Source organism: Rhodopseudomonas sp. G2_2311, from assembly GCF_047501505.1.
Lineage (GTDB): Bacteria > Pseudomonadota > Alphaproteobacteria > Rhizobiales > Xanthobacteraceae > Rhodopseudomonas > Rhodopseudomonas palustris_H.
The window spans coordinates 1-12,161 of sequence record NZ_JAZDRK010000011.1 but is presented as its reverse complement, the minus strand read 5'-3'; the positions used below and the strand labels follow the sequence as shown (position 1 = coordinate 12,161).

Annotated in this window: 11 protein-coding genes; 9 read left to right on the top strand and 2 right to left on the bottom strand. The window is 65.9% G+C overall.

Features of this window, described 5'->3' with window-relative positions; translation table 11 throughout:
• Positions 1-30: 30 nt before the first annotated feature.
• Complete coding sequence (locus VRZ08_RS15225; protein WP_414533078.1) at positions 31-1,824, bottom strand: ABC transporter permease subunit; 1,794 nt, start codon at positions 1,822-1,824, stop codon at positions 31-33.
• Positions 1,821-2,966 (bottom strand): ABC transporter ATP-binding protein, encoded by a 1,146-nt coding sequence (locus VRZ08_RS15220; RefSeq protein WP_414533077.1) that lies wholly within the window; start codon positions 2,964-2,966, stop codon positions 1,821-1,823. The genes VRZ08_RS15225 and VRZ08_RS15220 overlap by 4 nt, the downstream gene beginning before the upstream one ends.
• A 255-nt stretch (positions 2,967-3,221) precedes the next feature.
• Here VRZ08_RS15220 and VRZ08_RS15215 point away from each other — a divergent pair, with 255 nt between their 5' ends.
• The 9 genes from VRZ08_RS15215 to VRZ08_RS15175 all read left to right on the top strand — a co-directional run bounded on the left by VRZ08_RS15215 (position 3,222) and on the right by VRZ08_RS15175 (position 11,870).
• Positions 3,222-4,028, top strand: a complete 807-nt coding sequence (locus VRZ08_RS15215; RefSeq protein ID WP_414533076.1) for a CoA transferase subunit A — start codon at positions 3,222-3,224, stop codon at positions 4,026-4,028.
• Positions 4,028-4,795, top strand: coding sequence for a CoA-transferase (locus tag VRZ08_RS15210; RefSeq protein ID WP_414533075.1), 768 nt, complete (start codon positions 4,028-4,030; stop codon positions 4,793-4,795). The genes VRZ08_RS15215 and VRZ08_RS15210 overlap by 1 nt, the downstream gene beginning before the upstream one ends.
• A gap of 32 nt (positions 4,796-4,827) precedes the next feature.
• Complete coding sequence (locus VRZ08_RS15205) at positions 4,828-7,137, top strand: molybdopterin-dependent oxidoreductase (RefSeq protein ID WP_414533074.1); 2,310 nt, start codon at positions 4,828-4,830, stop codon at positions 7,135-7,137.
• 14 nt (positions 7,138-7,151) lie between these two features.
• Positions 7,152-7,721, top strand: a complete 570-nt coding sequence (locus VRZ08_RS15200) for a peroxidase-related enzyme (RefSeq protein WP_107346190.1) — start codon at positions 7,152-7,154, stop codon at positions 7,719-7,721.
• Positions 7,722-7,800: 79 nt separating this feature from the next.
• Complete coding sequence (locus tag VRZ08_RS15195; RefSeq protein WP_414533073.1) at positions 7,801-8,487, top strand: L-fuculose-phosphate aldolase; 687 nt, start codon at positions 7,801-7,803, stop codon at positions 8,485-8,487.
• 31 nt (positions 8,488-8,518) lie between these two features.
• The gene (locus tag VRZ08_RS15190; protein ID WP_414533072.1) at positions 8,519-9,478 is read left to right on the top strand and encodes a sugar kinase; all 960 of its coding nucleotides are present in this window, start codon (positions 8,519-8,521) and stop codon (positions 9,476-9,478) included.
• Positions 9,479-9,524: 46 nt separating this feature from the next.
• Entirely contained in the window at positions 9,525-10,271 is a 747-nt protein-coding gene (locus VRZ08_RS15185) for an SDR family NAD(P)-dependent oxidoreductase (protein ID WP_264053620.1), read from the top strand.
• A gap of 32 nt (positions 10,272-10,303) precedes the next feature.
• A complete protein-coding gene (locus VRZ08_RS15180) occupies positions 10,304-11,290 on the top strand; it encodes an MDR family oxidoreductase (RefSeq protein WP_414533071.1) in 987 nt (328 codons plus the stop codon).
• A 76-nt stretch (positions 11,291-11,366) separates the two neighbouring features.
• Positions 11,367-11,870 carry a GNAT family N-acetyltransferase gene (locus tag VRZ08_RS15175; RefSeq protein ID WP_414533070.1) on the top strand — a complete coding sequence of 168 codons (504 nt, stop codon included), beginning with the start codon at positions 11,367-11,369 and terminating at the stop codon, positions 11,868-11,870.
• Positions 11,871-12,161: the final 291 nt, after the last annotated feature.

Here is a 12,161-nt window from a genome sequence, read left to right as displayed (position 1 = left end):
GCGTCTTCCTCGTGGTTTGATTGTTCGTCGTCAGCTCGCTTTTTGCGAGGTCGCAAGCACCGGCCGGGCGAGGAACAGCCCTCCCACGACCAGCAGAACTTCGAGCGTGGAGACCACCGCCAACACCGGATTGAGCCGGTAGTTGATGTCGCCCCACAGCATCAGCGGCAGCGTCTTGAGCTGTGCGCTCGACAGGAACAGCGTCAGCACCAGCTCGTCGAACGAATGCAGGAAGGCGAAGAACGTCGCCGCCGCGAGGCCCGGCGCGATCGCCGGCAGCGTCACCAGCCGCAGCACGGTCAGCGATGAGGCGCCATGCACCGCGGCCGCCTGTTCGAGCCGCTTGTCGACGCCCTGCAGCGCGGCGGCCAGGATCACCACCACGATCGGCAGACCGCCGATGGCGTGGGCGGCGGCGAGCCCGAACACCGAGCCGATCAGATCGAACTTCAGGAACAGGCTGTACAGCGACAGGCCGAGCACCACCGGCGGCACGATGATCGGGCTGACCAGCAGCAGCATGATGGCGGACTTGCCGCGGACATCGCCGCGGACGATGCCGAGCGCCGCACAGGTGCCGAGACCGACCGCGATGATGGCCGAGACCGAGGCGATCATCGCCGAAGTCCAGAACGCCCGCATCCAGTTGGTGTCGGAGAAGAACTGCTCGTACCAGCGCAGCGAGAAGCCCGGCGGCGGAAAGGTCAGATAGCTGGCGCTACTGAACGAGATCACCATCACCACGACAATGGGGAGGATCAGCACGGCAACGACCACGCTGCCCATCAGTCGCACCGTCCAGGTGCCGACGCCGGCCGGCAGCATCCCGAGCAGCCGCAGCAGCGGCCAGCCGATCGCATCAGCAACGCTGCTGCCGATGGTGCGGCGCGCCGGGTCGTTCGCGGCGACATGCGTCGGGCTTGCGGGGGTGGATTCGGTCAGCTTGCGGCCGCCCCAGATGAACTCGAGGCCAAGGAAGCGGCCGGCGATTGCCACTACAGCCAGGGTGATCAGCAGCAGCACGACCCCGAGCGCCTGCAGGAAGCCTTCGGACGTCACCGAATCCGCCTGCTGGGTGATGTGCATGGCGAACATCTGATCGCCCGGCCCGCCGAGCAGCGTCGGCGTGATGAAGAAGCCGATCGCCGCGACGAACACCAGCAGGAAGCCGGCGCCAATGCCGGGCAACGTCAACGGCAGCAACACCCGCCAGAACACCGCGATCGGGCCGGCGCCGGAGGCGAGCGCAGCGCGGGTCAGGCCGGGATCGAGCCGCGACACGCTGGAATAGATCGTCAGCACCATCAGCGGCAGCAGCACCGCGGTCATGCCGAGCAGCACGGTGCCGCGGTGAAACAGCAGCTGAACCGGCTCGCCCAGAACGCCGATCGCGACCAGCAGCTTGTTGACCGGGCCGGTGCGGCCGAGCAGCACCATCCAGGCGTAGGTGCGGATCAGGATCGCGATGAAATACGGCAGCACGATCGCGGTCGCGATCAGCGCACGCGTCAGACCACTGGTGCGATGAATCAGCAGCGCGGTCGGATAGCCGAACAGCAGGCACAGGAACGCCACCGTGACCGAGATCTGCATGGTCCGGACCAGCGATTCCCAGTACAGCGGCACGGCGAACACGCGCTCGAAATAGGTCAGCCAACTCGGGCCGCTGATGCTGATGCGGATCAGATCGATCAACGGCAGCAGATAGATGAAGCCTAAAAACGCGACCGCCGGCAGCAGCAGCAGCGCCGGGTTCTTCAGCTTCATCGCCAGGCTGGAGGAGGGCTGACGCCGCGGCTCGTCGGTCAGCGAGAGCGTCGTCATGCCAGCACCCAGCAGTCTTCCGGGCCCCAGCTCACATGCAGACGATCGCCGATATTCGGCAGCGGTCGCTTCGCGCTATCGGGGCAGCGCACCAGCAGCGTCTCGCCGCTCTCCATCTGCGCCTCGATACGCAGGGTCTCGCCGAGGAAGATCGCCGAGGTCACGGTCACCGGCGTCGAGTTCGGGGTGGCTTCGTCCGCAATCGCGATGCGCTCCGGACGGACCAGCACGGTGACACGGCCGACGTCGATCGCGTCGCGGCTCTCGGCTTCGAACACATAGCCCGAACGGTTCTTCAGCGTCACCGTGGTGCCGCGCTTCTGCATGATCTCGGCTTCGATCAGATTGCTCTCGCCGACGAACGAGGCCACGAAGCGATTGACGGGGTGGCGATAGATGTCGAGCGGCCGGCCGATCTGCACGATCTTGCCGGCATCGAGCACGGCAATGCGGTCGCTCATGGTCAGCGCCTCGCCCTGATCGTGAGTCACGAACAGAATCGTGCTGCCTATGGTCTGGTGCAGATCGCGAATTTCGATCTGGATCGATTCGCGCAAACGACGGTCGAGCGCGCTGAGCGGCTCGTCCATCAGCACGACCTTGGGCCGCATCACGATGGCGCGCGCGATCGCGACGCGCTGCTGCTGGCCGCCCGACATTTCCGACGGTGCCTTGTTGGCGTGCGCCGACAGCCGCATGATCTCCAGCGTCTCGGCGACGCGCCGCGCGGTGGTGGCGCGATCGACACCGGCCATCCGCATCGGGAACGCGACGTTCTGCGTTACCGTCATATTAGGGAACAGCGCGTAGCTCTGGAACACCATGCCGAAGCCGCGCTTGTGCGTGGGCACGTTGTGCACCGGCTTGCCGTCGACCAGGATTTCGCCGCCGTCGAGGGATTGGAAACCGGCGAGCAGATTGAGCAGCGTGGTCTTGCCGCTGCCGGACGGGCCGAGCAGCGTGATGAATTCACCCGGCTCGATATCGAGGCTGATGCGGTCGACCGCGTGAAACTGGCCGTAGCGCTTTTCGGCATCGCGCACCGCGATGCTGGAGCCGATGGCCTGCCGCGTTTGCGTGGCCTGCGATGCTGCACCTCGCGCGCCGAAACTCCCTGCGCGCAGAGCCACTGGCTCGGCCATGGTTCCCTCCCTGATCATTCCCGACTTCGTCGTTCTATATTATGAAACGCTATTCCAATTATTCTTGGCGGGCGACTTGGTCTTGTCAAGTCGGGGAACGTGCGCTGCGACGCGGTGGCACGCGCCGAGCCGTCATGCAGATGCGCCGAAGCGCCACGCAGCAATACGATCGGCATTGACAGAGGATCGGATGCGCGACTAATTTTATTTGGAAAGACGTTCTACAATATAGAACACAAAATCGGGAGGTTGATCGTGGCGAGCGATCTTCGCGGACTGGCGAAGTATGTGGAGCCGGGAATCCGGCTGGCCGTGCCGGTCGACTATGCCGGCGTCTCGATGGCAATGACGCGCCCGATCATCGAGCGCAAAACCGGCAACCTCCATCTCATCTGCGTGCCGACCGGCGGCCTTCAAGTCGATCAGCTGATCGGCTCGGGCTTGGTGCGCACCGTCGAGACCAGCGCGGTGACGCTCGGCGAGGCCGGCGGCGCACCGCGGTTCAACGCAGCCGTCAAGGACGGCTCGATCAAGCTGATGGACGCCACCTGCCCGGCGATCCACGCCGGCCTGATGGCGGCGCAAAAAGGCAGCCCGTTCATGCCGATGCGCGGCCTGATCGGCAGCGACATCCTGCGGCATCGCAAGGATTGGCGCGTGATCGACAATCCGATGGCCGATGGCGGCGATCCCGTGGTGCTGATTCCCGCGATCAAGCCGGACGTGACGATCTTCCACGCCCCGATGGCCGACCGGTTCGGCAACGTCTGGATCGGCCGCCGCCGCGAACTCGCCGCGATGGCCTATGCGTCGGCAACGACGCTGGTGACGGTCGAGCGGATCGTCGACGACAGCCTGCTCGCCAATGAGATCACCGCAGCCGGCGTGCTGCCGGCGATCTACGTCACTGAAGTGGCGCTCGCGCCGAAGGGCGCATGGCCCTACGGGCTGTGGGGCGAATATCAGGCCGACACCCAGGAACTCGTTCGCTACGCGCGCGCGGCGCGCACCGCCGAAGGTTTTGCCGACTATATGGCGACGACGCAGATGGAGCTCGCCTGATGACCGACATTCATCCGCGCGAGATCCTGATCTGCACCATCGCCAAGCTGCTCGACGGCGTTCGCCATGTTGCGGTCGGCGCTTCCTCGCCGATTCCGGCCTCGGGCGCGATGCTGCTGCGGGCGCTGAAGCAGCAGGCCGGCGAGACCGGACCGCGAATCTCGATCCTCGGCTCGGTCGAGCATAACTTCTTCACCAACGGTTCGGCCGAGCTGTTCGATTGCGCCGGCCAGGGCCGCATCGACGCCTTCTTCCTCGGCGGCGGCCAGATCGACGGCCAGGGCAACATCAATCTGGTCGGCACCGGCGAGTATCCGCAGACGCAAGTGCGCTGGCCCGGCTCGTTCGGGTCGGCCTATCTGTACTACGTCGTGCCGCGCGTGATCCTGTTCCGCGAGGAGCACACCCCCCGCGCGATGGTCGAGAAGGTCGACTTCATCAGCGCGCCGGGCGTCAGCGACGATGGCGTATATCGCACCGGCGGTCCGATCGCGCTGCTGACCAGCAAGGCGCTGTTCCGCTTCGACAAGGACCGCCGCGGCTTCGACCTGCAAAGCGTGCATCCCGGCTACGACCTCGCCGCCATCAAGGAAGCGACCGGCTTCAAGTTTGCGCATGACGACGTGCCGGAACAGACCCCGCTGCCCGATCCGGACGTGCTGAAGCTGCTGCGCGAGCGCGTCTACGACGAAGTCGCCGAGACCTATCCGGACTTTGCCGCACAGATGCGGCGCGAGATCGCACAGCCGCTGTCGCGAGCATCCTGAGCCGATCGGTCATCATCCTACGGAGACGGCGCGTGAGTGAGATCAAGCGAATCCCGCACTGCAGCCACTGGGGCGCCTATACGCTGCTGGTGCAGGACGGGAGCATCGTCGGCGTCGAGCCGTTCGCGCACGATCCCGCGCCGTCGCCGATCATTCACTCGGTGCCGGAATGGGCCAACCCCAAGCGCCGCGTGCCGCGCCCGCTGGTGCGCGCCGGCTGGCTGGAGAAACGAGAGCACAGCGACCGGCGCAAGCGCGGTGCCGAGAAGTTCGTGCCGGTCAGTTGGGACGAAGCGACTACCCTGGTCGCCGACGAAATCCGCCGCGTCTCGACGACTTACGGCAACGCCTCGATCTTCGCCGGCTCCTATGGCTGGACCAATTCGGGCCGGCTGCACCACGCCTCCTCGCTGCTGAAGCGGATGCTCAATCTGGTCGGCGGCTTCACCCGTCACGTCGACACCTATTCGATCGCTGCAGGTCCGGTGATCCTGCGCCACACGCTCGGCAGCTCGGACGCCTGCGACGGCCGCGCCAACACGCTCGACACCATCGCCGAACACACCGAGACGCTGGTGGTGTTCGGCGCGCTGTCACCGCGCACCGCGCAGACCGAAGCCGGCGGGATCGGCGTCCACCGCGTCGAGTCGTATTTGCGCAAGATCGCCGATCGCGGCATCCGCATCGTGCATGTCTCGCCGCTGAAAGACGATCTGCCGGAGTGGGTCGGCGCCGAATGGTGGCCAATCCGTCCGAACACCGACGCCGCGCTGATGCTCGGCCTCGCCGGCGAGATCGTGTTGGCAGGCCGGCACGCCCGCGACTTCCTCGACCGTTGCACCAGCGGCGCCGATCAGCTGATCGCGTATCTCGACGGCTCGGCCGATGGCGTCCGCAAGGATGCGGCGTGGGCGGCGGAGATCTGCGGCCTCGATGCCGAGAGCATTCGTCAGCTCGCCCGTCGTCTGGTCGACACCCGCAGCATGCTGACGGTGAGCTGGAGCCTGCAGCGCGCGCATCATGGCGAGCAGCCGTTCTGGTCGGCGCTCGGCCTTGCCTCGATCATCGGCCAGATCGGCCTGCCCGGCGGCGGTGTCGGCTATGGCTACGCGTCGCTCGGCGGCGTCGGCTCGCCATTCAACATCGGCAAGTCGCCGGCGATTTCGCAGCTGACGCGGCCGATCGACAGCTTCATTCCGGTGGCGCGGATCAGCGACATGCTGCTGAACCCGGGCGGGACCTTCACCTACGAAGGCAAGACCCAGACCTATCCGGACACCCGGCTGGTGTATTGGGCCGGCGGCAATCCGTATCATCACCATCAGGATCTCAACCGGCTCGCCGAAGCCTGGACGCGGCCGGAGACGATCATCGTCCAGGATCCGATGTTCACCGCGACCGCGCAGCGCGCCGATATCGTGCTGCCAGCCACGACCTCGATCGAACGCAACGATCTCGCCGGCAATCGCCGCTCCGATTTCGTGATCGCGATGAAGCAGGCGATCGCGCCGGTCGGCGAGTCGCTGCCGGATTTCGAGATCTTCAATCGCATCGCCGCCAAGCTCGGCGTCGCCGACGGCTTCAACGAAGGCCGCGACGAGATCGGCTGGGTGCGGCATCTCTACGAAGAGGTGCGGCAGGACGCGGTCGAACGTCTCGGCTTCGAGATGCCCGACTTCGACGCCTTCTGGGAGCGCGGCTACGCCCGCTGCCCGGTCCGCGCCGAGCACACCTTCTTGGCCGACTTCCGCGCCGATCCCGCCGCGCATCCGCTCAACACCGAGAGCGGCCGGATCGTGCTCGGCAGCCGCACGCTGGCCGGGCTCGGCTATGACGATTGCCCGCCGCATCCGGCCTGGCTCGAACCGGCCGAATGGCTCGGCAAGGGCGACGCCTCCGATCTGCACATGATCTCGCATCAGCCGGTCGGCCGGCTGCACAGCCAGATCGAAACCGGCGTCGCCAGCGTGGCGGCCAAGCGCAACGGCCGCGAACAGGCGAAGCTGCATCCGGCCGACGCTGCGGCGCGCGGCATCCAGGACGGCCGGACCATCCGCATCTGGAACGGGCGCGGCGCCTGCCTTGCGACCGCGACGGTCACCGACACGGTGCGGCCCGGCGTGCTGGTGCTGCCGACCGGAGCATGGTTCACGCCGCGCGACGAGAACGGGCTCGAAGTCGCCGGCAATCCCAACGTGCTGACGCTCGACATCGGCACTTCGCAATTCGGCCAGGGCTGCTCGGCACATACCTGCCTGGTCCGCGCCGAACCACACATCGCCGATCAGCGCGACGCTTTCGACGAATATCAGGACAAGCTGGTCGCCCTCGCGACCGCCTAAAGAGAGACTGCGACATGACCAAGCCTGCTATCAGCCGCTTTCCGGTTCCGGATATCGCCAGCCTGCCGGAGGACATCCGCACCCGCATTCTCGCCGTGCAGGAGAAGTCCGGCTTCGTGCCCAACGTGTTTCTCACGCTGGCGCATCGTCCCGACGAATTCCGCGCCTTCTTCGCCTATCACGACGCGCTGATGGACAAGCCCGGCCCAATCACCAAGGCCGAGCGCGAGATGATCGTGGTGGCCACCAGCAACGCCAACCAGTGCCAGTATTGCGTGATCGCGCACGGCGCCATCCTGCGCATCCGCGCCAAGAACCCGCTGCTCGCCGACCAGATCGCGGTGAACTATCGCAAGGCCGACATCACCCCGCGGCAGCGCGCGATGCTCGACTTCGCCATGAAGGTTTCGGCGCAGGCCTACGAGGTCGGCGACGCCGACATCGAAACGCTGAAGAGCCACGACTTCAGCGAAGAAGACATCTGGGACATCGCGGCGATCGCCGCGTTCTTCGGCATGTCCAACCGCCTCGCCAACGTCACCAGCATGCGGCCGAACGACGAGTTCTATGCGATGGGGCGCTGAGGCGCCTCGTTCGAGCTTCCGCGACGATGCGCAGCGGCCGGTAAGAGCCGCAGCGGCCAACCTTTGAGGAAACCCACCCATGACGCTTCCCGGCGCTGCTGACGTTGCAACCCGGCAATCCATCATCGACGCCTGCCGCGAGATGACGGCCTTAGGCATCAACCAGGGCACCTCCGGCAACATCAGCGTCCGCACCGAAGACGGCATCCTGGTGACGCCGTCCGGCGTGCCCTACGAGTTGATGCAGCCGGAAGACATCGTGGCAATGAAGTGGGACGGCTCGTGGACCGCGCCGGAAGGCCGCGTGCCGTCGACCGAATGGCGCTTCCATCTCGATATTCTGCGGGAGAAGCCGGAAGCCAATGCGGTGGTGCACGCGCACCCGATCTTCTGCACCATCATCGCGATCATGAACCGCGCGATTCCGGCGATCCACTACATGATCGCAGCCGGCGGCGGCAACGACATTCCCTGCGCGCCCTACGCGCAATACGGCACGGCCGAACTGTCGCAGACCGTGCTGGAAGTGCTGCGCTATCGCCGCGCCTGCCTGATGGCGCATCACGGAATGATCGCAATCGGCCCGAACCTGCGCCGGGCGCTGTGGCTCGCCGGCACCGTCGAAGTGCTGGCCAAGCAATATCACGGCTGCCTGCAGATCGGCACGCCGCCGCTGCTGTCAGATGACGAGGTCGACAGCATTCTCAAGCGCTGGGGCCAATACGGCCTGCGCGACAGCGACCGCGCTCCCAAGACCTCCAACTAACACCCACCAAACACTGCGTAAGGCTCACTCCATGGCCCATCCCCACGACGTCAGCGTCTGCGGCACCTACATCCTCGACATTCTCGGCGTGCCGGTGACCGAGATCCCGGCCGGCGGCGGCCGGGCGCTGATCGATGAGATCCGCCTCACTGTCGCCGGCACCGCCGGTGGCACGGTGGTGCCGTGCGCCCGGCTCGGCCTGAAGGCCCTCGCAGTCGGCGCGGTCGGCACCGACGAGAAGGCCGATTGGGTGCTGAACGCGATGGAGCGCGAGGGCATCGACATTTCGGTGATGGAGAAAATCGCCGGCGCGCCGACCTCGGCGACGATCCTGCCGATCCGGCCCGACGGCTCGCGGCCGGTGCTGCACGCACGCGGCGCCTCGGCGCGCTGGAAGATTTCGCCAGAAGCCCAGAAGGTCGCCTGCGGCAGCAAGGTGCTGCATCTCGGCGGCGTCGGTTCACTGCTGGCGATGGACGGCGAACCGACCGTGTCGCTGCTGCGCGATGCCAAGGCGGCCGGCTGCATCACGACGGTCGATCTGATCCAGGCGCGCGGCGAAACGCTGCCGCTGCTCGAGCCGCTGATGCCCTACACCGACTTCTTCATGCCGAGCATCGACGAAACCCACGCGCTGATCGGCAGCGACGATCCGGCGACCTGCGCGCGCTACTTCATCGGCAAGGGCGCCCGCGCCTGCGCGATCTCGCTGGGCGAGCACGGCTCGTTCGTGATGACGCGCGACGGCCGTCAGTTCACCGTGCCGGCGTTCGACATCACCGTGCGTGACACCTCGGGCTGCGGCGATTCCTACACCGGCGGTTTCATTGCCGGCCTGGTCCGCGACTGGGATCTCCAGGACTGCGCCCGGCTGGCGACAGCCACGGCCGCCATCGTCGCCACGGGTCTCGGCTCCGGCGCCAACCTCGTGTCGTTCGAGGAGACGGTGAAGGCGATGAATACGCTGCCGGTGCGTGCCGCGCACGCCTGACCCCATCACGACTCATCTTTCGATCGGAACGTTTCGAGGATCATTCATGACCAGACATGCCATCGTCACCGGAGCCAGCCGCGGCATCGGACGCGCCATCGCGCTCGGCCTTGCTCAACGCGGCTACGACCTCGCTCTCACCGACATCGCCGCACAGGAAAGCGTGCTGCGCGAGACGGTCGAAGAGGTGAAGCAGCTCGGCCGCAAGTGCATTCCGATCCTCGCCGACGTCAGCAAGCTCGAGGATTGCCAACGTTCGGTGACTGAAGCCGTCGCTGGGCTCGGCCACGTCGACGTGCTCGTCAACAATGCCGGCATCCTGCGGCTGGCGATGATCGACGAGACCACGCCCGAACATTGGGATCAGACCTTCGCGGTGAACGTCCGCGGTGTCTTTCAGATGACCCAGGCGGTCGTCGCGCACATGAAGGAGCGGCGCTACGGCCGCATCGTCAACATCGCGTCGCTAGCCGCGCGCACCGGTGGTCCCGGCCAGTCCCACTATGCAGCGTCGAAGTCGGCCGTGGTCGGCTTCACCCGCGTCTCGTCGATGGAGTTCGGCGGCCACGGCATCACCGTGAATGCGGTGTGCCCCGGCATCATTCAGACCGAAATGGGCCGCAACAACCTCCGCGATCCGGAGCGGGTCACGTACTTCGAGAAGATCACCGACCTGCATCGGCTCGGCGAGCCGGAAGACGTCGTCGGCCCGGTTGCGTTCTTCGCGTCGGACGATTCGGCGTTCGTCACCGGCCAGGCACTCAATGTCGATGGCGGCATCTTCTACAGCTAATCTCGTAACGCGCACCAAAAGGGAGTGATGCATTGGCCACGTTCAAGGCTGTCCGGATCGACAAGGCGGACAAAGGGACCAGCGCTGCGCTGACGCAATTCGACGAAGCCGAGCTGATGGACGGCGACGTCACCGTCCGGGTCGAATGGTCGACGCTGAACTACAAGGATGGCCTCGCGCTGACCGGCAACTCGCCGGTGGTGCGCCGCTTCCCGATGATTGCCGGCATCGACTTCGCCGGCACCGTCGAGAGCTCGAGCAATCCGAACTGGAAGCCGGGCGACAAGGTGATCGCCAATGGCTGGGGCATGGGTGAGACCCATCTCGGCGCCTATGCGGAAAAGGCGCGCGTCAAGGGCGACTGGCTGGTGCGTCTCCCCGACGGCATGACGGCGCGGCAGGCGATGGCGATCGGCACCGCCGGCTACACCGCAATGCTCTCGGTGCTGGCGCTGGAGAACCATGGCTTGAAGCCAGCCGACGGACCGATGATCGTCACCGGTGCCGCCGGTGGCGTCGGCTCGGTCGCGATCGCGCTGTTATCGAAGCTCGGCTACCACGTGATCGCCTCGACCGGCCGGATGTCGGAAGAGGGCTATCTGAGAGGCCTCGGCGCCGCTGAGATCATCGACCGCAACGAACTCTCAGCGCCGGCAAAGCCGCTCGCCAAGGAACGTTGGGTCGGCGGCGTCGATAGTGTCGGATCGACGACGCTGGCAAATCTGCTGGCGATGACCAAGTATCGCGGCGCGATCGCGGCCTGCGGTCTCGCCGGCGGCATGGACCTGCCATCGTCGGTCGCGCCGTTCATTCTGCGCGGCGTCTCGCTGCTCGGCATCGATTCGGTGATGTGCCCGATCGAGCTGCGCAAGCAGGCCTGGGCCCGACTGGCGACCGACCTCGATGCCGGCAAGCTGTCCGAGATGACGCAGGAGGTTTCGCTCGATCAGGTGATCGACGCCGGCACCAAGCTGCTTGCCGGCCAGGTCCGCGGCCGCACCGTGGTGAAGATCGGCTGATATCGCGCTGATCGGCTCGACGACATTGTGCCCGCGCTTAGGCGCGGGCATTTTCGTTTTGGGAGGCTCAAACGAGATGCTGATCAGGCCAGCGACGACCGCCGACTTTGACGCGCTCAGAACGATCGAACTCGCCGCGTTCGAAACGCTGCGCGCTGCGGGCGCCGTCAGCGGCGTCCCATCGGCGAGCTCCGAGCAGCAGCTGCAGCGCTATCTCGACCACGGACTTCTCGAGATCGCTTGCAATCACGGCGGCGATCCGATCGGATTCTGCGGTGGCTATATCGTGGAACATCTTCTGCACATCGGCGAGATGGACGTGCATCCGAACTGGCAGCGGCAAGGAGTTGGTCGAGCCTTGCTGACCGCGTCGCTCGATAAGGCGCGCGCACAGAAGCTGGATGGCGCCACACTCACGACCGATCGGTTCGCGCCCTTCAACGCGGCGTTCTACGCGCGCATGGGGTTTCGGCCGCTGGCTGGCGATGAGCTTCCGGCAAGGCTCCGCGAGATCCTCGCCGAGGAGACCAAGATCGGTCTCGATCCGGCTCGCCGGGTCGCGATGATGCTGCGGTTCTGAAGCCGCTGCTCTGGCCGTACGAAGAGATGCGTCGTCGGGCGCTTTCCAACGGAGATGCAGCGAAATGTATCTCGCGGACGATGTCGATCGGAGAGAGCGCGCAGAAGGAAGCCGCGGAAGGGCCGGACGTGTTGGTACCAGCGCATCTCGCACCCCCAACGCGCAAACGCCGCCTCTTTTGGAGGCGGCGTTTTGTTTGGTTGGACATCGTGTGTTTTGAGGATCTCTTGTGCTTTGCAGGCCTGGCGGCGACCTACTCTCCCGCGTCTTGAGACGGAGTACCATTGGCGC

Bases quoted from the DNA above. Each gene is read 5' to 3' on its own strand.
- VRZ08_RS15210 (WP_414533075.1), top strand. From the start codon at position 4,028: ATGACCGACATTCATCCGCGCGAGATCCTGATCTGCACCATCGCCAAG.
- VRZ08_RS15200 (WP_107346190.1), top strand. From the start codon at position 7,152: ATGACCAAGCCTGCTATCAGCCGCTTTCCGGTTCCGGATATCGCCAGC.
- VRZ08_RS15225 (WP_414533078.1), bottom strand. From the start codon at position 1,824: ATGACGACGCTCTCGCTGACCGACGAGCCGCGGCGTCAGCCCTCCTCC.
- VRZ08_RS15195 (WP_414533073.1), top strand. From the start codon at position 7,801: ATGACGCTTCCCGGCGCTGCTGACGTTGCAACCCGGCAATCCATCATC.
- VRZ08_RS15175 (WP_414533070.1), top strand. From the start codon at position 11,367: ATGCTGATCAGGCCAGCGACGACCGCCGACTTTGACGCGCTCAGAACG.
- VRZ08_RS15185 (WP_264053620.1), top strand. From the start codon at position 9,525: ATGACCAGACATGCCATCGTCACCGGAGCCAGCCGCGGCATCGGACGC.
- VRZ08_RS15220 (WP_414533077.1), bottom strand. From the start codon at position 2,966: ATGGCCGAGCCAGTGGCTCTGCGCGCAGGGAGTTTCGGCGCGCGAGGT.
- VRZ08_RS15190 (WP_414533072.1), top strand. From the start codon at position 8,519: ATGGCCCATCCCCACGACGTCAGCGTCTGCGGCACCTACATCCTCGAC.